Source organism: Plectonema radiosum NIES-515, assembly GCF_025753815.1.
GTDB classification, from domain to species: domain Bacteria; phylum Cyanobacteriota; class Cyanobacteriia; order Cyanobacteriales; family Nostocaceae; genus Hassallia; species Hassallia radiosum_A.
Genome location: NZ_JAOWRF010000250.1, coordinates 22,607 through 45,310, shown reverse-complemented (window position 1 = coordinate 45,310; position 22,704 = coordinate 22,607). Strand labels below are relative to the sequence as shown.

Annotated in this window: 16 protein-coding genes; 6 read left to right on the top strand and 10 right to left on the bottom strand. The window is 40.8% G+C overall.

All coding sequences use genetic code 11. The annotated features are described in order from the left end of the window. Window positions 1-112 precede the first annotated feature (112 nt). Entirely contained in the window at window positions 113-1,159 is a 1,047-nt protein-coding gene (gene fni / locus OGM63_RS17080; protein WP_263746802.1) for a type 2 isopentenyl-diphosphate Delta-isomerase, read from the bottom strand. Window positions 1,160-1,240: 81 nt separating this feature from the next. Next, a complete protein-coding gene (locus OGM63_RS17075; RefSeq protein ID WP_263746801.1) occupies window positions 1,241-2,965 on the bottom strand; it encodes a ShlB/FhaC/HecB family hemolysin secretion/activation protein in 1,725 nt (574 codons plus the stop codon). A gap of 145 nt (window positions 2,966-3,110) precedes the next feature. Here OGM63_RS17075 and OGM63_RS17070 point away from each other — a divergent pair, with 145 nt between their 5' ends. The 4 genes from OGM63_RS17070 (at window position 3,111) to OGM63_RS17055 (ending at window position 11,279) form a co-directional block, all read left to right on the top strand. Beyond that, window positions 3,111-8,123: a CHAT domain-containing protein gene (locus OGM63_RS17070; RefSeq protein WP_263746800.1), complete on the top strand. Its 5,013-nt coding sequence runs from the start codon at window positions 3,111-3,113 to the stop codon at window positions 8,121-8,123. 86 nt (window positions 8,124-8,209) lie between these two features. After that, window positions 8,210-10,366 (top strand): CHASE2 domain-containing protein, encoded by a 2,157-nt coding sequence (locus OGM63_RS17065; RefSeq protein ID WP_263746799.1) that lies wholly within the window; start codon window positions 8,210-8,212, stop codon window positions 10,364-10,366. Between the two features lie 173 nt (window positions 10,367-10,539). Further along, window positions 10,540-10,956: a XisH family protein gene (locus OGM63_RS17060; protein ID WP_263746798.1), complete on the top strand. Its 417-nt coding sequence runs from the start codon at window positions 10,540-10,542 to the stop codon at window positions 10,954-10,956. After that, a complete protein-coding gene (locus tag OGM63_RS17055; RefSeq protein WP_263746797.1) occupies window positions 10,944-11,279 on the top strand; it encodes a XisI protein in 336 nt (111 codons plus the stop codon). The genes OGM63_RS17060 and OGM63_RS17055 overlap by 13 nt, the downstream gene beginning before the upstream one ends. A gap of 251 nt (window positions 11,280-11,530) precedes the next feature. On the opposite strand, the gene OGM63_RS17050 is transcribed toward OGM63_RS17055, so the two are convergent. From OGM63_RS17050 to OGM63_RS17030, 5 genes are all read right to left on the bottom strand, one after another. Further along, a complete protein-coding gene (locus OGM63_RS17050) occupies window positions 11,531-12,406 on the bottom strand; it encodes a DUF928 domain-containing protein (RefSeq protein WP_263746796.1) in 876 nt (291 codons plus the stop codon). A gap of 251 nt (window positions 12,407-12,657) precedes the next feature. After that, window positions 12,658-14,163, bottom strand: coding sequence for a UDP-N-acetylmuramoyl-L-alanyl-D-glutamate--2,6-diaminopimelate ligase (locus OGM63_RS17045; RefSeq protein ID WP_263746795.1), 1,506 nt, complete (start codon window positions 14,161-14,163; stop codon window positions 12,658-12,660). A gap of 65 nt (window positions 14,164-14,228) precedes the next feature. Continuing rightward, entirely contained in the window at window positions 14,229-14,510 is a 282-nt protein-coding gene (locus OGM63_RS17040) for a glutaredoxin family protein (protein WP_263746794.1), read from the bottom strand. A gap of 4 nt (window positions 14,511-14,514) precedes the next feature. After that, a complete protein-coding gene (locus tag OGM63_RS17035) occupies window positions 14,515-14,646 on the bottom strand; it encodes a hypothetical protein (RefSeq protein ID WP_263746793.1) in 132 nt (43 codons plus the stop codon). Window positions 14,647-14,696: 50 nt separating this feature from the next. After that, window positions 14,697-15,860, bottom strand: a complete 1,164-nt coding sequence (locus tag OGM63_RS17030; protein ID WP_263746792.1) for a helix-turn-helix domain-containing protein — start codon at window positions 15,858-15,860, stop codon at window positions 14,697-14,699. Between the two features lie 694 nt (window positions 15,861-16,554). On the opposite strand from OGM63_RS17030, the gene OGM63_RS17025 reads away from it, so the two are divergent. Further along, complete coding sequence (locus OGM63_RS17025; protein WP_263746791.1) at window positions 16,555-16,794, top strand: hypothetical protein; 240 nt, start codon at window positions 16,555-16,557, stop codon at window positions 16,792-16,794. Here the strand turns inward: OGM63_RS17025 and OGM63_RS17020 are convergent. The 3 genes from OGM63_RS17020 to OGM63_RS17010 form a co-directional block, all read right to left on the bottom strand. Continuing rightward, window positions 16,791-17,510 carry a GDYXXLXY domain-containing protein gene (locus OGM63_RS17020; protein ID WP_263746790.1) on the bottom strand — a complete coding sequence of 240 codons (720 nt, stop codon included), beginning with the start codon at window positions 17,508-17,510 and terminating at the stop codon, window positions 16,791-16,793. The genes OGM63_RS17025 and OGM63_RS17020 overlap by 4 nt on opposite strands. 273 nt (window positions 17,511-17,783) lie before the next feature. Next, window positions 17,784-19,199, bottom strand: a complete 1,416-nt coding sequence (locus OGM63_RS17015) for a DUF2157 domain-containing protein (protein WP_263746789.1) — start codon at window positions 19,197-19,199, stop codon at window positions 17,784-17,786. 343 nt (window positions 19,200-19,542) lie between these two features. Further along, entirely contained in the window at window positions 19,543-19,944 is a 402-nt protein-coding gene (locus OGM63_RS17010) for a PPC domain-containing DNA-binding protein (protein ID WP_263746788.1), read from the bottom strand. Window positions 19,945-20,045: 101 nt separating this feature from the next. Between OGM63_RS17010 and OGM63_RS17005 the strand changes: the two genes are divergently transcribed. Next, a complete protein-coding gene (locus OGM63_RS17005) occupies window positions 20,046-22,508 on the top strand; it encodes a dynamin family protein (RefSeq protein ID WP_263746787.1) in 2,463 nt (820 codons plus the stop codon). The last annotated feature ends 196 nt before the right edge of the window (window positions 22,509-22,704 follow it).

Below are 22,704 nucleotides of genomic sequence, written 5' to 3'. Positions count from 1 at the left end.
TCGCAAAGCATAGGAACGAGAAGAACCTCTCCTACAACGAGAGGGGCAGACAATCTTCGTTCAGGTGCAAGGCATCTTCTTTCCTTCCCGGAATCGAAAAGGGGGTAGGGGATTAGGTTTCTATTTTTTGTAAGCTTCCAGAATTTTGCAACTGATATAAGTTAGAATTACCAGTGCAGAATAATACTGTGGTGATTTCGGCGATTAAAACATCAGCTAGCTCATAGATTGCTGATTCTCCCACCGCTGCTGCTTGCAAAAATGGCATTGCGAAACCTGCGATATCTGCTTTGAGTGCGATCGCTTTTGCTGCATCTAGTCCGTGACGCAATCCCCCAGAAGCGATTAATGGCACTTTTGGTGCTACAGCCCGAATACTCGTTATGCACTCTGCTGTCGGTAAACCCCAATCAGCAAAGGTTTCTCCTAAACGTCTTTGTAAAGCATTTTCTGCTCTTTCGCTTTCTACCTTTGCCCAAGACGTACCACCCGCACCTGCTACATCAATCGCTGTCACTCCCGCAGCAATCAGTTTCTCTGCCATTTTTGCAGAAATACCATTTCCAACTTCTTTAACAATTATAGGTAATTTTACTTTATTACATAAGTCGGCGATTTTGTCAAGCAATCCGCCAAAATTTGTATCGCCCTGCCCTTGGATGCATTCTTGCAACGGGTTGAGGTGTAAAATTAAAGCATCGGCTTCCAAAATATCGACTACGCGCAGACACTCATCTACACCGTATTTATAATTCAATTGCACAGCGCCCAAATTCGCAAGTAGCAAAACGTCTGGTGCGTACTTTCGCAGGGCAAAGGTATCAGCAACTGAGGGTTTTTCTACTGCTACGCGCTGAGAACCAACGCCCATTGCTATTTTATAATGTTGTGCGACTTCTGCCAAACGACGGTTAATGATGCCCGCTTGTTCTGTACCACCAGTCATGGAAGAAATTAACAACGGTGCCAAGAGAGTTTTCCCTAAAAACGTTGTGCTGATGTCAATGTCCTGACGGTCTAATTCGGGTAAGCAACAATGGATAAAGCGATAGCGTTCGAGTCCATTAGTGATTTGCTGACACTGAACGTCTTCCTCTAGACAGATACGGATGTGATCTGCTTTGCGAGTTTGGGTAGAAAAGCTGGTGGGAACATTCACGGGTAAATTAACTGAAATTTGTGTTGATTATAATGTAGTGAGCGCTGAAGCGCTTTATTTTTTTGAGGACTTCAGTCCTCACTACGGTTGAAAACGCAGGCTGAAGTAAAAGCCTTGATCTTGGGCATTATTACCTTTATCGTTTAAATCGATGAAGGGTATTCCATAATCGAGTCGTAAAGTTAGGCGATCGATTCCTAATGCTTGATTCCACAATAGCCCTAAACCTGCACTTGCTAGAAATCTTTGGCTGGGTAGTTTGTTAGGATTATCAGATTGATTCCAGATGGCTCCTAAGTCGAGAAATGGTATAAGCTGAATAGTGGATAATCCTGATTCGTTGCGTATGCAAGTGAATCGATCTTCGATCGCTAAACGAAAGCCATTATCGCCAGAACGAATATTTTGCCGATATCCTCTGACAGACTGTCCACCACCAATTACAAATTGTTGGGAAGGTAATAAGCTGTCTGGTGTTAGTTGTAAGTCGGCTTGAATCAGCAACAAGTTATCGTTATTCAGTTGTTGTACGCGCTGTACTTGCGCCAACCAACTGAAAAAACGACCGTCAGGGATGGGTGCATTATTTATCGTAGCATCTAATAAACCAGTGCCAAAATTAAATTGCGATCGCACGAAAGTAGCTCCTTGCGGATCGCGTTTGACATAATCTTGGCTAAACTTAATTACGCTGGTACGACTAACTCCATTTTCATCGGGACCAATCCCAAAAGGGGTGGGAAGTCGATCAAAAAGAAAGGTTTGACCATCTTGATAGGTAAATCCGAAGGAAAGAGCAAATTCTTCTCTTGGCGATCGCACTAACGGCTGACGATAATTAACTTCATATAAATCTTGATCTGCCCGAATACCCAATCTATTAAATGGAGCTTCGGTAATTTCGTTCCGATTGGGGGCAGCTCTTAATTGTACCTTGCCATTCATGGCGTTAACGGGAATTTGATAACTAAAATCAAAAACATCCGAACCACCTGATAGAGTATGGTAATATGAGCCTGCCAACTCATCACCAATTCCGATTAAATTGCGATCGCGCAATTCAATACCCAATCTTTCTCCCCCAACGCTAGGTGATGAATAGTTATCTACACCAAGAACAGCGGTGATGGGGTTTGCTTCTTGCACTCTGACAATGAGAATACTTTGACCAACCTTACCTGTAGGACGTAAACTAGCTTCCACATTGGTGAAAAGTGGATCGATTCGCAGTAACTTTAGTTGGTCTTCAAGTTGTATAGTATTCAGAGGGATACCAGCACCAAGTTTGATGCGATCGCGAATATAATTGGGATTTAATCGCTTTGTTCCTTGAACTTCAATCTCTGCTAAACGTCCTTCAATCACACGAATTACCACCACACCGTCTGGAGTCTGCTCAGTTACCGGAATCGCTCTGGAATTGATATATTTTTGATTTAAATAAAGCTGAGTAATTTTATCTGCGGCTTGTCTAATTTCTTCAAGAGTTAATTCTCGTCCCACATACGGCTGTAAAATAGGGTTAAAGTCTTTTTCGCTAAAGACAGTGCTATGGACAACTTTGATTTTACGTACAATCAGGCGATCGCTTGTTTCTGGTTTGAGGGGTGGGTCAATATCTGATGTCTGTGCAATTGCGGGAAATGTTACGTTATTTGTATTGACATCATCAGCCGTAGCTTTTAGTGCTATGCAGAGAATGCAGACAGAGTGGAGAATTAACAAAGCATATCTGACACGTATATTTTTGGTGCTATGGTAGAGAGGTTGCGGCGGAACGTCTCTAAGAGAAATTAAGGTCTTCATAATTAGATTTACCTTTGCCAGATATTTGAGTATGTCATATCTGCAAGAAAATTATCTTTAAATAGTTACATTTGTTAGTGATTTCACTGAGATGGTTCACATGAGGATTATATTGTGATTACACCCTTGAATTGGGAGGAGTTCCATGTCGCCATTAATCTCAATTATCATCGTCAACTACAATCGTCAAGATTACCTGTGGGAAGCGATCGCTAGCGTCTTAGCGCAGACATGGCAAGACTTTGAGTTGCTAATTTGGGATGATGGCTCTATAGATGAATCAGTGGCGATCGCGAACAAGTTTGCTCAACAAGATAAGCGTTTACGGGTAGTAAAAGCACCTCACTTAGGTATCGCATTAGCCCGTCAAGCAGCAGCTAACCAGACGACGGGAGACTACATCGGCTGGTTAGATAGCGACGATTTTTTGGCTCCTACCGCAATAGCCGAAACGGCTGCTGTACTTATACGCGAGCCAGAAATGGGTTTTGTTTATACTGATTATTATGAGATAAATGAAAGTGGTAAAGTTACTAGTTATGGTCATCGCTGTTCGATTCCCTACTCTCCAGAACGGCTATTGGTAGACTTTATGACTTTTCATTTTCGCTTAGTTCGGCGATCGCTTTTCGAGCAAGTGAAGGGTTTTGAGGGTTCACCGGATGTCGTTGAAGATTACGATTTATGTCTGCGACTCTCTGAAGTTGCTTCTGTTGGACGGGTGAAAAAGCCACTTTACTATTATCGGACTCATCCAGGGAATATTACCCAAGAGCGTAGATTGGAAATGCTTCTATTATCCCAGGGGGTAATTGCTGAAGCGTTAAAGCGGCGGGGACTTGTTGATAAATATCAAATTGATGTAGAATTCGGTACGGGTAGGCTTTTGTTAAGGGAAAGCTCACGCAAAGGCGCAAAGACGCAAAGGGATAAAGAACACGCTCAAAGTTTTGAATTACGGAAAGTCAATTTTTGTCTCTGTGCCTCTGGGTCTAGAAGTGAAATAATCATCTTAAAAATATGCCAAAATTTTATCAGGTATGCTTGCTTAGGTATTGTTCCCTTCATCGCAACTGTGAATGCGGGATTAGCTTCAGCGCAACAAATTATTCCCGCTGCGGACGGAACAAATACGGTTGTGACGCCTAACGGCAATAGACTTGATATTAGTGGTGGTAAGATTTCTGGTGATGGGGCAAACTTATTTCACAGCTTTCAAGAGTTTGGCATTTCACGAGAACAAATAGCTAATTTTCAGGCTAATCCAGTTTTGCAAAATATTCTCGGTCGAGTGACGGGGGGTAATCCTTCCATTATCAATGGTTTGATTCAGGTAACGGGTGGAAGTCCTAATTTATTTTTGCTGAATCCAGCAGGATTTGTATTTGGTGCAAATGCTAGTTTAAATGTTCCTGGTGCTTTTACGGCGACGACGGCAAATGGTATTGGGTTTGGGAATGTTTGGTTTGATGCGATCGCCACAAATAACTATACTGCGTTGGTAGGGAAACCCAACGGATTCGCTTTTACAACCAATCAACCAGGTGGAATTATTAATGCTGGTAATTTAGGGGTGGGGGCTGGTCAAAATTTAACTTTATTAGGTGGTACGGTAATTAATACTGGGCAGATTTCCGCTCCTGGGGGGCAAATCGTCGTTTCATCGGTTCCTGGACAAAGTTGGGTGCGTTTGAGTCAACCGGGAAATATTTTAAGTTTGGAAATTCAGCCTTTGAGCAATCAATCAAACTCGACTATTCCTGTCGCTTCTTTACCAGAGTTGCTCACTGTGGGGAATACTGGCTTAACTGCTAATTCTGATGGTACTGTACAACTAACAAATTCAAACCTGAAAATTCCAACTTCCCCAGGTACAACTATTATATCTGGCAAAGTTGATGTATCTGGTTCCACCGGGGGTACAGTCAATGTTTTGGGTCAGCAAGTTGCGGTGATTGGCGCGAATATTAACGCCTCTGGCAGTAATAATGGTGGTACAGTCTTAATTGGTGGCGATTATCAGGGTAAGGGAACGGTCTATAATGCTAGTCAGACTTATGTTGATTCCAACTCTGTGATTAATGCTCAGGGTAAGTTGAATGGCAATGGCGGACGTGTTATTGTTTGGGGTAGCGATCGCACTCAGTTTTTTGGTAATATATCTGCTCGCGGTGGGTTAAATTCTGGGAATGGTGGCTTTGTGGAAGTATCGGGGAAAAATTTCTTAACTTTTCGAGGTTCTGTCGATACTTCAGCGAACAGCGGTAATTTTGGCACTTTATTATTAGACCCCAGCACATTAACGATTATCGATGCGCCTTCAGGTAATGGTAGTTTTGATAGTACGGCTGGTAATATTCCTTTTGCATTACCTGATAATGGTGCGAATACAATTTCTTGGGGAACCTTAAGTTTAGCTACCAATATCAATTTACAGGCTACTGGAAATATTACCATCAATTCCATTAACGGAGATACCCCCGGAGTAACTACCCCCGGTACAGCGACATTGAACGGTGGAAATTTCAGCTTGTCTTCTCAAAGCGGTGGAGTCATCTTTGCTAATCCCACTGACACTATCAGAAATGCTGGGGGAAACATCAATATTTCCGGAGCGAGTTTATCTTTGGGTAATCTCAGCACAACTGGTAATTTCACCAATAGCGGTAATGTAACTTTGTCTGCAAGCGGCAATATTAATGCAGGGAATATAATTGCTAGCGGAAACGGCTATGGCTCTGGCAATATTAATGTTACCACCACCAGCGGCGGAATAACTCTTGATCAACTAAATACAAGCAATAATAACGGCTTTACTAATGGGAATGCGGCAGGAACAATAACTTTAACTGCCGCAGGTGACATCCAGACTAATACGATTGATTCTTCTTCCAATAATGGTTTTGGTTTGGGTACAGGTGGCGCTGTTATAGCCACGACCAGCGGTGGTAATATTACTACAGGAGCAATAAACTCTTCCGCAAACGTCAATACTAACCAACGTGGTGGAACTGCTACAGGTGGTGATGTCACCTTACAAACAACTAATGCAGCTGGTAGCACGATTCGTTTTGATAGCATTAACTCTCAAGCTATAACTGACCAAGGTGGCGCAGAAGCTGGTATTACTATTCAAAATGGTAATGTGCAAGTGCTCACAAACGGACTTGTTCAAGGTACAGGAACGATTGGGGAAAGTAGGGACACCATCGCCACTGGTGGAGGAACTGTTAGAATTCAACATGATGGCGGAGCAGATAATGTACCATTTATCGTGGGTGCTCCACCTCTGACAACTCTCAATGGTACAACAGGAAGTATTAATGCGGGTGGAACCTCAATTATCTCTGCGGGTAGTTTTCCAGTTTTGTCTAATGGTGGAACTGCTATTGGTACTCCTGCGGGGATTACAATTAATTCTGTCAACAGCGCACCAACACTAACGACAAACCCCACACTCTCAAATAATGCTCAAGCTGGTCAATCTTTTCCTTTTACTTTTACAGCAAACACCAGCGATATCAATCTTGATAACACCTCTATCGTCCTTGATGCGATTACTGCTGGAACATTAAGGCGATCGCAAACCGTTTTAAATCCAGGAGATGCCTTAATTCCTGGCGAGACTCTTAATTATACATCACCAAGTAATGCCAATGGAGGAATTAATGCTTTCACAGTTAGAGCAAGCGATCGCGTTTCTTTTTCTGCACCTCAACAAGTAGGACTTAATATTACTCCACCTGCAACTCCACCTCCACCTCCACCTCCACCTCCAACTCCAACTCCTCCCCCCTGCACAGTTCAATGCGATAATAATCCCGTTAAGCGGGATAATCCTGTTTCTATCACCATCCCAACTGATGGTAATCGAGCACTGCTGGATACTAATCCCACTCCTGAGGATAAGTTTACCAGTAGGATTGCGACTCAGTTAGGTATACCGATTCCCAACCTGAAAACATTGGATGATGGTAAAGCAATTGCTCAAAAGATTGAAAAAGCTACTGGTGTCAAACCTGCATTTATCTACATCAGTTTTGTTCCTGTAGAAATTACTCCTTTATCTGTTTTGGGTAATAAACAGTTAAATACTATAGCAGAGCAAAACAGCCAACAACTCGAATTAGTCATGGTGACAGGAACAGGAAATCCTGTACGCAAACGGATTCCCGAAGCGACAAAAGCCGAAGTTCTCAAAATTGCTGAAGAATTTCGCAACCAAATCGTGATTCCGCGAAATCGTCGCAGTGACGGTTATTTACCTTTCTCTCAACAACTTTATCGCTGGATAATTTCCCCATTAGAAGCAGATTTAGAAGCACGAGGTATCGACAATCTAGTTTTTCTGCCTGATGTTGGTCTACGTTCTACCCCGATGGCTGCCTTACACAATGGTAAAGGATTTTTGGTAGAAAAATACAGTATTGGCTTGATGCCCAGTCTCACCTTAACCAACACACTCTACACCGACATTAAAAAATCTCAACTTTTAGCGATGGGAGTTTCTCAAACAACTCAAGGACAAACACCTTTACCAGCAGTTCCCGTTGAATTATCTACATTGGTGTTTAAGCTTTGGCAAGGGAAATTATTTCTCAATAAGCAAGCGACTTTAGATAATCTTAGAGCTATCCGTCGTCAACAACCTTTCGGAATTATTCACATGGCAACCCATGCTGATTTTAACACGGGTACGCTGAGTAATTCATATATTCAACTCTGGGAAGACAAATTACGCTTAAACCAAATTCGGAAATTAGGTTTTAATGAACCTCAAGTAGAAATGCTAGTACTAAGTGCTTGTAGAACAGCTTTAGGAGACGAAGAGGCAGAAATTGGATTTGCTGGATTAGCAGTGCTCGCAGGTGTAAAAACGAGTGTTGCGAGTTTGTGGGCAGTCAACGATGCTGGTTCTGCCGCTTTGATGACAAAATTTTACCAAAGCTTGAAAACCTCTAGAATTCGGGCAGAAGCTTTAAGAGAAGCTCAAGTAGCGATGGCAAAAGGAGAGATTTACTTAAAAAACGGACAAATACAAGGTTTAGGAGAAGTTGGAAATTTACCTTTACCCGCTGATAGTATCCAGCAACCTGATGGACCATTATCCCATCCTTATTATTGGGCAGCATTTACAATGGTTGGCAATCCTTGGTGATTCGATTTCTGGATTTCTTACTTTGCGTCTTTGCTCCGAGTGCGTGAGACCAAATCTAAAACTGTTAGCTCAAAAGGTGCTAAACTATGCTGGCAAAAGTGAAAAGTTTCCTCATCCAGCCGGCGATTATTTCTAGTGCGATCGCGACAATCTTGCTCTTTGGGATTCAGCGCTTGGGAATACTAGAACCAATAGAATTGAAGGTTTTTGACCGGATGATTCAAATGCGGGGCAATCCTGGTTTAGATCCTCGCATCTTGGTTGTGGGAGTAACTGAAAAAGATTTACAAAACTTCCAAAAATGGCCATTATCAGGAGAAATTATCGATAAGCTGTTTACCAAAATAGAACAATATCAACCACGAGTAATTGGTTTGGATATCTTTCGCGATTTGCGAGTCGAGCCAGGTCATGATAAACTACTGCAACATTTCCAGAAGAGCGATCGCATTATTTCTGTCTGCAAACATTCTGATTCTCTTAATTCTCCCACACCACCGCCAGCAGGAACACAAATAGAGCAAGTCGGATTTAGCGATGTCGTTGCAGACACAGATGATATTATTCGTCGAAATCTACTACTGATCCAACCAGAATCCACCTCAGCTTGTGCAACTCCTTACTCTCTAAGCTTACAACTAGCACTGCGCTATTTGGGAAACATTCAACCCAAATTTTCTGCCAAGAAAGAACTGCAAATTGGTAATACTATATTTAAACCGTTACAGAGTGACTCTGGAGGTTATCAGAAAGTAGATACAAATGGCTTTCAAATTCTGCTGAATTACCGTTCTCTTAACCCTGTCAAACTTGTTACTGTTAGCGAAGTGCTGGCAAATCAAATCGATCCAGCTTTAGTCAAAGATAAAATCGTTCTCATTGGCTCAACTGCACCCAGCATCAAAGATATTTTTAACACACCTTATAGCGCCAATCAACAAGATAACCAAAAAATGCCTGGAGTTGTTGTCCAAGCGCAAATGGTGAGTCAGATTCTCAGCGCTGTCGTCAACAAACAACCTTTATTTTGGTTTTTCCCTGAGTGGGGTGAAGTTGTTTGGATATGGGTGTGGAGTTTAGCAGGAGGAATTATCGCATGGAGAATTCAACATCCACTGCGTTTGACTCTTGGGAGTGGAGTCACTTTAACTTTATTGTTACTAATCAATTATATCATATTTACCCAAGCCGGATGGATTCCGGTTGTCTCTCCCGCATTAGGTTTGATCGTAGCGACAGGAAGTGTCGTTGCCTATAGCGCATTTTGCAACAAACGAGAGCAAGAAAAAATCGCACGACAAATTCGAGAGCAAGAAAGAACCATCAAGTTATTGCAAGCACTTTTGCAGGGGGATGGAAACACAGATAATGATGTGACAGCAATTCCTCTGTTTGAAAAAGACACTTTACTCAACCGACGCTACAAAGTTACTGAACCTCTGGGTTCTGGAGGATTTGGGAAAACTTATTTAGCCTCAGATACTCAGCGTCCAGGCAATCCAGAATGTGTAGTTAAGCACTTGCAACCCGCTCGTCAAGATGAAGAATTTTTAGAAGTCGCTAGACGTTTATTTAAAACGGAAGGAGAAATTTTAGAACTTTTGGGTAAGAGCGATCGCATTCCCCAATTGTTAGCTTATTTTGAAGAAAATCAACAATTTTATTTAGTGCAACAATTTATTCCCGGACATTCTCTCAGCGAAGAAATTAAATCTGGTAAACGTCTATCAGAAGCGCAAGTGATTGATTTACTCCAAGATGTTTTGCGGGTGCTAATTTTCGTTCACAGTCATCATGTGATCCATCGAGATATCAAGCCGGCTAATCTGATTAGACGACAACAAGATAATCGCTTAGTTTTAATTGATTTCGGTGCTGTCAAGCAAATTCAATCTCAACAAATTGAAGATAATCAATCGATTGCAATTGGTACTGCTGGTTATGCTCCTCCAGAACAACTATTAGGGCATCCCAGACTAAATAGTGATATTTATGCTTTGGGAATGATTGGAATTGAAGCGCTAACTGGAATACCTCCAAGACAATTTCAAAGAAATCCGCATGGAGCATTAATTTTCAAAGGTGACTTACATGCCGATGCAGTAATTTGGTGCAAGCTAGATAATATTAGTGAAAAATTAGCTACTGTGTTAGATAAGATGATAGCTTACGACTATATCCAAAGATATCAGTCAGCCGAAGAGGTTTTACAGAGTTTGGAAAGTGTTTTATTGCCGTTGTGAAGTAGTAACGCAATTTCCTTGCGGTAAGGATTCATATCTGAGGGTATTGAAATTTATCGTGGGATTTATCACAAAGTCAACAGCCTCGCTACACCCATGCCTCATGTGTTATCATGCTGTCAATAAAAGCCTTTTGAGATAAAAAAGCTGCTATTAATAATATATAATATTAAATGGCTAAAGATGCTTTTCATCAACAAGTGAAAAATGCCTTAATTAAAGATGGGTGGATAATTACAAATGACCCATTGATAATTCGTATTAGCGAAGCAGTAAAAGTACATATAGATTTAGCGGCAGAAAGCGCTATTGCTGCGGAACGAAATACAGAAAAAATAGCGGTTGAAATTAAAAGTTTTATAGCAAGCTCTGATATTAACGAATTTCACACAGCACTCGGTCAATACCTTAATTATTGTCAAGCATTGGAGGAAAATGAACCAGATAGAATCCTTTTCTTAGCAGTTCCATCCGAAACTTACTTCGACTTTTTTCAGCTTCCTTTTATCCAACGTGCTATTCAGCGTTATCAAGTGAAGTTGATAATTTATGACCCAAAGCAGGAGGAAATAAGACAATGGATAAAATAGATTTATATCGGCAGCATATTAAACAAATTTTGACGGAACATGCACAAATTAGTTCGGGGAAAGATACTGTCAAGCCTGAATTAATTTTTGATTTGGAGCACGATCATTATCAATTAGCTTATGTTGGGTGGCAGGGAGATAAACGTGTATTCGGTCCGGTGATGCATTTTGATATTGTAAATGGGAAAATATGGATTCAATATAACGGTACGGAGGAACTCGTTGCGGATAGATTAGTTGAGTTGGGTGTGCCTCCTTCTGATATTGTGGTTGGTTTTCATTCACCGTTTAAACGTCAATTTACAGCCTATGCTGTGGAGTAACTATAGACTTTTGCTAATCTTTTAGCCCTGCCTTGAAATGTTCTTTCAATATACAAGGATGTGTAGCTGCTTTGAGTACGGCATCATTTCTTTATGAAGATGCACCTAATTAGCCCACGAACGCGAGTGCGCGTCGCAGATAAGGTGGGCATTAAGGTTGGGAAGCTACCCTTGTCCTAGGCTGTAGAGATGTCACGTGCCACTTTTTCAAGGGTTTTCAGCGAGCATTCTTATAACGGTTATAAGAAACACTATAGTAAAGGTGATGAAGCAATTTTTTCTAAACCGACTGATTTCAACAAATCTTCCCAATCAGTTTTAATTCCTAAATCGTTAGGATTGGTACGTCGTAAATCTGCTATAGTTGTTAAAGTATCTTGCCAAATCCCTGATGTTGCATATAAAGCAGCACGCTGTCTGGGTTGTGCTTTTTCTAGCTGAATCGCTAAATTAGGGTCAGCTTGAATGCGTTGAATTGAGCCTGTTACTTCTATATCTTTATCACGACTTTGAGTATCGCAAACTACCGAAAAACTCCAAGCGTACTCTTTGCCATTTTGTAAAGATGGTAAATTTGCATTATTCGGGAAATTAACACGAACAACACCAGATTGTTTATTGGGCTTTAAGGTTGTTTTGTATAATTCCCGGTTGGTGGTATTATCTTGTAAAACAAACTCTAACGCTTGTGCAGAGTTTTGCGGAACATAAACAAAGAAACTTGGATACGCTGCTGTTGTTAGTTGCGGATCTGTTTTTGGTGTCAGGGGTGTAAGAGATTGTCCGGTTTCCACACAAGATCCTGCCCGTGATGCTGCTGATTGGCGTCTACCAGGACGCCCTATGCTAGAAACAAAGCCTAAAGTAGCTTGACGACGATTTTTAATATAACTTTGAATGTTATTTACTGCTGTACTTGCGTATATATCTCCAGGACGTTGCTGTAATGCTTGCTGGAAATAATTGAAAGCACCTGAATAATTTCTTTGAGCAGTTGCGGCGTAACCAAGTTGCATATACTGGTCGTAAGCTGACTGTGTTTGAGCAAGCAAAACTTTGCTACAGCTAACAGATAGCCCTAATGCCAAGAATACAGACAGATATCTCCTAAAGAATATTTTTTTCATGATTCTTCCCGGATATTTATATTATATTATTTACTACAGTTAAATTAAAGTTAATTCCGCAAATAAATGGGAATAGGTAATGGGGATTAGGAGTTATCCAGAACCCCTACAAGACGTAGCAGTGCTACGTCTCTACATTCATTTTCACTTTGTGTGTCTAATAGACATCGAACGCTCTTTTAATATGCGTAAACCAAACCCCAAGAGACGCGATCGTCCGGAGTCTCTACATTCTTTTCTGGAGATGTCTATTAGATATTACCCAAGGTCTTGATTCTTTCTTCTAAAGCGTTGCGAGCATGTTCACGGTCGTCAAAGTGGATTTTTTCGGTACCGAGAATTTGATAGTCTTCGTGACCTTTACCGGCGAGTAACACACCGTCTCCGGGTTGAGCTTGTAAAATTGCGGTGCGAATGGCAGTAGCGCGATCGCATATAACTGTAGGATTAATTGTATCAGGAATTCCCGCCAAAACATCTGCTAAAATTCGTTCTGGGTCTTCAGTTCTCGGATTATCTGATGTCACCACAGCTACATCAGCTAAATCAGCAGCTATCTTACCCATTTTCGGACGTTTAGTGCGATCGCGATCGCCTCCACAACCAAACACGCAAATCATCTTTCCAGGTATAAACGGACGTGCGGCTTTCAGCAAATTTTCCAAACTATCGGGAGTGTGAGCATAATCCACAATCACGCTAATTTCCTGCTTGGAACTAATTTGCACTCGTTCCATTCGTCCGGGAACTCCCGGAAACTCAGGTATCACAGAAGCAATTAACTCCACTTCGACTCCTAAATGTAAAACAGCCCCTACTGCTGCTAGGAGATTTTCTAAATTATATTGACCGACTAGAGGCGATTGAAAAGCAACTTCACCATGAGGTGTATGCATTGTACCACTTACACCATTCGGCTCGTAATTTAAATCACTCATCCACAAATCAGCCGTAGAATCGTTAACACTGTAACTCCAAACTTTATCTGAATTCAAAGACGAAATTAATCGCTTTCCATAAACATCATCGCTGTTAATTATCGCCCGTCCCGTGAGATAATCAGAATTGAAAAGTAGTGCCTTCGCCGCAAAATAATCCTCCATATCGCGGTGATAGTCAAGATGGTCAAGAGTTAGATTACTAAACACCCCCACCTCAAACTGACAACCCATCACCCTACCCTGCGCCAAAGCGTGAGAACTAACTTCCATCACCCCGAACTCATTGCCAGCATTTAAAGCCGATGCCAGCTGCTGCTGCAACTCGACCGCAAATGGGGTAGTGTGGACAGCAGTTTGCTCAAAACCTGCCCAACGAGTGTAGAGAGTTCCCATCAAAGCCGTATTTTTATTTGCCTTGTGCAGCAAATATTCAATCAAATGAGTAGTAGTAGTTTTGCCATTCGTACCCGTCATCCCCACCAGTTTGAGTTTTTGCCCAGGATAATTGTAAAAGGCTGCTGCAATTTGAGCACAAGCCTTAGTGATATCAAGAGCAACAATCACACAAACGTCAGTCGTGGGAGGATTTTTTTCTGCCGCTTCAGGTGAGATAATAGCAGCAACAGCACCGGATGCGATCGCACTTTCCCAAAACTCCCCACCATCAACCCGTGTTCCTGGCATACCAATAAACAAATCTCCCACACCACAAGCATGAGAATTCGTCTTCAAACCCTTTACCTCTACATCCATCGCTGAATCTCCAGGTAATTGTCCAATCCCCTCTACACCCGTTAATAATTCACGCAGCTTCATTTTACTAACCTCGTCACCCGCTAACATTGCGCCTATTTTGCACTATTTTTCAGTTTATCAAACACCTATAAATACTTCCGGAGCATTTTTTCCAATTGTGACACGGTTGCACGCGGCGAAGGACGCGGTATCATCTGCTCCTCTGCTTCCTCTGTGTCTCTGCGGTTCGTTACATAAAGCACCGGCACCTCATACTGATATGCAGCAAACCAATCATCACGAGTCATAATATCGCGAATTTCCAGTTGTACAGACTTCGTATTTCGCGTCTGTAGGATTTGTTCTAACTTTTCTTGCAACCCTTCGCATAAATGGCAACCTGGTTTGCTGTATAAAATTAATCGCATTTCTTCAATACCAATTAGTTAAAAAAACCTCTTTATCTTCAATTAAAGGATTTAAAATCCCTTCTCCCAAAGAAATAGGCGATCGCAGCAGTCTACACGTAGCTTCAGTTTCGGTGGGGCTTGAGATAATAGTCAAACTTTCTTCAATGCGTGAATTTTTAATTTTTCACATTCATGCCCATTACCCTAACTCAAATTTTGTAAAATTATATGCTTTTTTGAATCAAAGCTAATTACACCTTCTTGTTGTAACTTCCCCATCAATCGCGTAATTGTCACTCTGGTAGTACAACAAGCGCTAGCAAGTTCTTCGTGGGTGAGACGAACATTTAAGCGATATCCTTCCGGGATAGATTGACCGATTTCTTGTTTCAAAAGTCGGAATAAATAATGTAAACGATCTTGCACTCGTTGCCTTCCGGAAATAGCTAAAAAAGATTCTGTCTGCCGCAATCTTTGATTAAATTTTGGTAAAAGCGCATGACTCAATGCCGGAGACTGTGCTATTTCTGCAACATCAATTGAAACTAACTCAACTTCCGTCAGGGCTGTTGCTTCGTAAGTTTGTAAAGAAGTTAAACTAGAGCCAAAAACCATTTTTTCACTTGCTAATCCTGTCAGCACTTCTTCGCCAGTTTCACAAAATGTACTAAGTTTAACTAAACCCTGACAAACATAAAAAATTTGTGATGGGTTGAGGCTTATAGTTTCTCCTTTACAATGTTCATATCTAGAGCGGTTTTTGCTGAAGTTAAATTCATTATTAGGTAATTGGGGTTGCTCGCTCTCAGGAATTTCACGTAACACCCAAAGTAAGTTTATCGGTTTACCGTACTCGTTGCGAACAGCGGCTATTGTCAAAGCTGAATGAAAAGATTTGCCATCGCGCTGCTGCAAGCGCACTAATAATTCTCTACTGCTGTCTGAGCGAAATACTTCACTTAATTCATTGCGAAAGCGCCGACGTTCTTCTAAAGGAACAAAGTTAATTAATGGTTTGCCTATTAGATAATGTTTGGGAACGTTAAGCAATCTAGTGGCAAGACCGTTAGCTTCTTGAATTATGCCTTCAATATTAGTTAATAAATAGGCGTTTGGTGCAAACTCAAATAAGTTCTGGTAGCGTTGGCATTCTGCTTCTAGCAAACCTCGTGTACGGATTAATTCCTCATTTTGTAAATATAATTCCTCCGCTGCCAACTGCAACATTCTGGAGTTGCTACCGAGTTCCTTAAAAGCTTGGGGTAACATGTCCGACGTTATCCAAGGCAATGCATTGGCAGTTTGGTTCAAATCTGCTAAACGCCTGTGGAATGCTTCTGTCCGTTGAATAAACTTTTCTATGTTCACCTGAAATTTACACCTTAGACAATTCACCAACAAAATGTATAGATATATTTCTTGTTCAGGCTATTGCCTCTTAATGAACAGACTAAATATTATAATGTTTTTTGACTTCTACCCCTAAGGTAGCTTTCGGTTGCAACTTGATAAATAGTTTGGGTTTAGGATCAAGCAACTAGCAAGATTTATACAGGTATTACGGACACATCTGAGATGAACTACTGTGTATAATTTAGGTCTGTATTTTCGGGAAAACTCTTCTATTTAACTAGCTTTGAGCACAATAAACAGAGGTACAGCCGTAATCTTTATGGTGTAATTTTACTACTATTGGGTTACTGTTTGCAAGTGGCGCGATCGCTCTATGCATATTCAGGCGAAGATGAGCATAAATCTATGTTTCTAGAGAACTTGTTTGATTGGGGTTTAAATGAACTCTAGGTCAGGGATCAGACCAGGGTAATCTTCATCTGGCAACGTCCCAAGGAAAAACCTAACTTCTCCCAGAAAAAGCGAGAAGCGGTAATGAGCACTCAGCGGGCTTGGGTATGGGTTTTGGTTGCGGCTGGGTAAGCAAAAGCCGAAACGGTATTATGGATTGCGATCGCTTTTTTTAGACACGAACAGCTGACATTATTTCCACGTATGTGTAAAGTAGTTGAGAGTCCTATACCATCAAGAAGATTTTCCACAACCCTCTATGGATAGAAAAATCAAACGCCTTTTACTGCTAATTGTTTCCTGTAGTGTCACCGGTGTAGTTTTAGGAGGTACGGCAAGTTGGGCAGAAAGCACTATTTGCTTGCAAGCCGACACCGTGACGAGTGAATGCTTGACCCGAAACCCCATTAACAAAACTATAGAAGGAATGAGTACTGGTTTGCTAGCTGGGGCTGGGGCAGCTTTTGGTGCCGCATGGCAGTTAAAACGTGAAGATTAAAAGCGGTAGTTGCGATCGCGTACCCACATACTAACGGGGACAGCGTTACCCTCTGCATCTACTTTAACTTCAACTAAAATCGGTTGTTGCCGTCTTTGTTGGGTTTGCTCTGCCTGAAACAGATTATTGTTAATTTGCTGCCTTTGGTCTTCTGGGATGGAATATGATTCTATACCATAGTTAATAGCTTTATTCTCATAAACACCCTTTAAAGCTACCTGATTTGCCGCTAAAGTTCTAGGGGGATTAGCACTAACCCGCACCGGCTTCCAAGCCCTAGGATTACGAGAATCTGGAAATTCTTGCTCTTGCAAAGTCACATAAAAATTGGTTCCCTCAGCTAAAGAAACGTATTGTCTGTTTCTATTAGAACGGCGTCTAACTAATTCTTGCCATCCTGGTAATCTTCTCAAAGTGTCGTAACGAGCGATGTTGTAATCAAGGTTCACCGAATTTCCCTGTAGCGCATTGTTAGGGTTGACTGGTACAGTTTGCAAGATTACTGTTTTACCAGTGAAATGAGTAAACATCGCTTGAAATGGTATTGCCATAATCAATGCTGTTTGAATCAGCAGCGGAACTATCAGCCGCAAAAATGGTAAAGGCTTTGTTGATTTTTGTTCATTTGCCTGAATGTAATCGTCAAAAGTCACCTTTTTGGAAAATTCCATTTCCGGTGTCAAAGATTTGTTAGATTCGTTGGAATTGCTTTTCATTTTTGATGGTTGATGGTTGATGGTTGATGGTTGCTCTACATTGCCCTCACCAAGCGAAGGGTGGGGCTATTGCCGACCCAGGCTAATTAGGCGCATCTTCGTGCAATAAATGGTATAACTACTAACTCGTAGAGACGCGATATATCGCGTCTCTACAACTCCAAACTCCCAACTCCTAACTCCTAACTCCTAACTCCTAACTCCTAACTCCTAACTCCAAACTCCCAACTCCCAACTCCCAACTCCAAACTCCCAACTCCCAACTCCTAACTCCTAACTCCTAACTGTTAAACGCCGTTCAAACCAAAGTCCGGCGCTAATTATACCGACACCGCACATAGCAAAGACAAATGATTTGAAAATTAAGTCGGTGTCATATTCCCACATGCGGCTAATAATTTGCAGGGTTAATAACAGCATTCCGCCCCAAAATGTGCGTCTATCACCGTATTCTATGCCGTGCCGCATTAGTCCAAAGGCAAATATTCCCAGAAGAATATTGAAGATAAAAACTGCTAAACCGGGAATACGAGTAACAGCTTGATGCCAAAAAGGTATCAAAGCGACGATGACAATAAAGCTGGTAATAAAGACATTGGTAATATCCATTCCTCTACGGGTTAGGCTGTTGCGATAACGCAGCATAAACAGCCATTGCAATACTACTAAACCGCTGAGGATTCCTAAATCAATTAGGGGAAATGACTGAATTTGTGAGTTGGTTGTTAGGGGATAAAATCCGGAAGATGGATATTGCCAAACCCAATAAAAGGAAAGGACGTAAAATAGGGTTCCGAAAAACCATAGCGAGAGACTTTGGGCGAGGGGTTGAAATAACCTAAAATTGATTGTGGGGAATAGTAGGTCATCGTAACTCCAAAATAGTGCGGCTGGAAGTGCAAAAGCAAAAGATGCAACCCAAGGAGCTGAATTATTAGAGTAAGCTAAACGTTGTAGAGGATTGAGGTTGAATTGTAAGGAGATGGTAAAGGCGATCGCTGCGAGTGCAAATATCCAACGCGATCGACATAAATAAGCTAAGGGTACAAACAGTAACCAAATAAATAATGGCATGTGTTGCACCAATAATCGCGACCAACTGAAGTCAGTTGCAGAGTAAGACAATTCTCCTAATCCCGTCCAATATCCTATTTGGATGAGGATGATTGATAGGACTCCCAAGGAAGTCAAATTAAGTCCATATGCCATGATTAAAACACCCAACCCCCACCAAAGAAATAGTTGGGAAGTTGAACCGCTGATATTAAACATTTGCGCCATCAACGCAATATTTGCACCTAATATCAAAGCAGCTAAAATTAGCAAACTTTCTCCTAATAGTTGTTTGCTGCGTGGTTGCTTTTTTCCTTCGGCATTAAATGTAGGTTCTCTAAAAGAGTAAAAACCTGTGATGGTAGTTGCGAAAAACAAACTGATCAAAATCACAAATTTGACATCTCGTGACCATGCCTGCCAGTTTGCGGCTACAAAGGTAATTATGCCTAAGCTTAACAAAATGCTGCCGATCGCAATGACAAGAAAAACGAAGCGATCGCGTGCAGCTATTTCCAGGTTATCAAATTGATAACGTTTTCCCAGGTCTTGGTAACATGAAGAACTAATAATTCCTTCATCCCGCCATTTTTGTGCTTCTTGGCGTAATTTTCGGCGAAAATTGTCTAATACCATGACAATCTCCAATGCCGTTTAGTCATAGCAATACTCCATTTTATGTTGTGACTTGACAGGGTGAGCAGAGATGGATGTAACGCAGAAGACAATCCCCACCTACCACCGTTCACGAATCACTATGTGGATTGCTATGGCGGTCATAATATTATTAGTATGATGCCAACAGTTTTATTAAATTGTTCTTATGTGACACTTTGACTGATGGTGTTGTGAAAAGGAAATGTAAATTTTAATTCGTAGTGAGCACGAAGAGTGCTCATAATAAGCGATAAATCGCTTACTACTGATAAGAATACGAACCGCAGAGGCGCCAAGGACGCAGAGAAGGAGGGAAGAGAGGTTAAGAGTTATTGGGGATGATTTCTAGTTCTTTATAGCCTGTTTGTTCGTCGATAGTTCTATTGAAGATGAATTGTTCTGTTGTACCAATTATTATTTCGGCGGTTGTGTAAATGATGCATTCATTGTCAAGATGTCCACCGATAATTTTACCTTGTTTATCGGAAATAGCAATATGTAAATGTACGCCGGAAGTTGCTATTGTTCCGTTGAGGGAAAGAATTTCAAATTTTTCTATTAATAATATGCTATCTGATTGATTTGCAAAGCGGATTTTTGCTTGTTTGAGGCTACCAATAGCGCTTAATATAAAACCTGCTTTGATATTTTCTTGATTGGCGAAGTTTTTTAAACTTTGTCTTAAATCTTGGTTGGGTTTGAGTCTGAGGGGATAGATTTTCATTTTTGTGCGGTTAGGAATGAGAAATTAAGCTAGTAATTTTACTGAACCATTAAGTAGAGAAATATTCTTAAACTATATTAATATATTTTTAGGTGTCGAAGATGTCATATCTACCGCTTCAGTGTAAAAATCTGAAAGAACAAGTTGAGTTTATATTAAAACTTTTACAGCAAGAAGCAAGTTTGCGATCGCATGATATTACATCAGTGCAAACTTCTTTGGGTAAAGCGATTTCTCCGAAGTTTGAAATTGTGTTTGCGGGTGCATTTAGCGCAGGTAAGTCGATGCTAATTAATGCGCTGTTGGAGCGGGAATTGTTATATAGTGCAGAGGGACATGCTACTGGCACGGAATGCAAAATTGAGTATGCGGAAGTTAATAAAGAACGAGTTGTTTTAACGTTTTTAAGTGAAGTTGAAATTCGAGAACAAGCAACTTGTTTATGTCAACTGTTGGGATTTAAGGTAGGAGTCAATATAAATCAAGTTGAAGTGATTGATTTGTTGCATCAAGGATGTGAAGCAATTATTCAGCAAGAGGGTGGTGAGAATAAATCGGAACGTGCGAAACAAGCGAAAGCGTTAATTTTATTGCTTGATGGATATGTGGCAAATAGAGAACGCATTCATACAGTTAATAATGCCATATATTCGATGGAGCAATTTAATTTTTCTAATTTGAAGGAAGCTGCTGGATATGCACGTCGTGGTAGCAACAGTGCTGTTTTAAAACGCATTGAATATTACTGTCATCATCCTTTGTTGCAGGATGGAAATGTGATTATCGACACACCAGGAATTGATGCACCAGTTGAAAAAGATGCACAGTTAACTTACGCGAAAATTCAACATTCTGATACATCTGCGGTGGTGTGTGTGCTGAAACCGGCTTCAGCGGGTGATATGACGAAGGAAGAAACGGAACTTTTGGAAACGATGCGAGGGAATGGGGGAATTCGCGATCGCGTATTTTATATTTTCAACCGCATTGATGAAACTTGGTACAACAACCAGCTAAGACAAAGATTGGATGATTTGATTAATGGGCAGTTTCGAGATACAACTAGAGTTTATAAAACTAGTGCTTTACTAGGATTTTACGGCAGTCAAATTAAACAGACAAGCCTACAAGATAGATTTGGTTTAGATTCGATTTTGGCTAGTAGGAACGGGGTTTATCTGCCCTCACAGAATGATAACGAACAAACGCCGCAATTTGTGAATGAGTTCAATCGTTATTGTGCAAACTCTGGTAAGTTATCACCTAGTCAATTTAGAATTTCGGTTAACAGTTTTGAAACTCCGAATGAGAATTATGTGAGAATTATTGCTGAACAGGGAATGCCATTAATTAATCAACTAATTCAAGATAGCGGTATTGAAGGATTTAGAACAGCCATTACTCGCTATCTTACCGAAGAAAAGCGTCCGTTACTATTCAAAAATCTCGCCGACGATTTGGAAGATGTTTGTATCCAAATCAAAAAACATTACCAATCTATACAGCGAGAATTAGATAGTCAACCGCGAGAAATTGAAGCGATGAAAACGCAGGAATTACAACGCCTCAATCAGCAATTACAGCAAGTTGGCAATGATTTTCGCCAGCATATGACAGAAGAAGTAAACAACGTCATTAATAACGCTTGTGATGCTTTTGAAGATGATTTTCGTCACTTGCAATTACGCATGACTCACCGTTTAGATGAGTTGTTACATACCTTTTCTGTGAGTAATGCTTATCGACGCGCAACTTTGACTCATCCTCGTAATGCGACTGCACCATTAATTGCTATTTTAGTAGAGGCTTTTTATTATTTGGCGAATCAGTTGGAAGATATTTTAGTAGAGTCTTCACAGGAAGTAATAGCTAATCTATTTCAAGGGTTGATGGAAAGAATTCGTAAATCTGAATATTACCGTCAATTGTATCGCTTATTAGGTAATGATGGCGGAATTGAAGTTGAGTTAAAAGCGTTAGAAAAAGCCGTCTCTGAAGCTCTTGTAAATGCAGCACGGGTTGAATGCGATCGCTTTGTCAGAGAAAGTCCCAGATTTTACGATGAAGGCACTTTTTCAATATATCAGTTTCGGCAAACATTGCTGCAAACTTCTCAAGGTTACGACTGCGAAAGCATGGTTGAAGCTGAACCCGCAATTAGGCAATTATTGAAGTTAGATTTTGAGCCGAAAGTATCCGAAACCATCCGCAAAAATTTCCGCCAGACTGTGAACCAAACTATCAAAAGTCATTTGTTACCAATGGCAGATAAGCAAGCAGATGAAATTTTGCAACAATACTCTCATGCGCGTGCTTATTTGGAAGAAACCCTTGCACAAGAAGCTGAGAATAAAATATTAAATAATCGACGGTTACTATCTGCTGTTGAACAAAAGATTGAGGGGTATAATTCAGCGGTTTCGGCAATTAATAGTTGTTTGCAAGCGATGCGATTATATGATTGTTTGTTACCTTTAGTTGATGATTCGCTGAAAATTTATGAGGTTTCGGATGCTATTTTGAGTAATGGTTTTCTGGTATCGGATGTTGTAGAGGAGGGTTAGAATTTAAGGGTGAATTTGTAGCGTTTTTAAGCGCAGAGGAACGCAAAGTAAGCGCAGAGGTTTTTCGGAATTTAATTCGTTAATATTTTGTTTATGCGCTTAGATAAACACAGGTAATTATCTGTGTTTGTCTGTGTTCATCTGCGGTTAAATATCTTTTTTTATCACGCAAATATAAGAGTTATTTTGAGTTTTA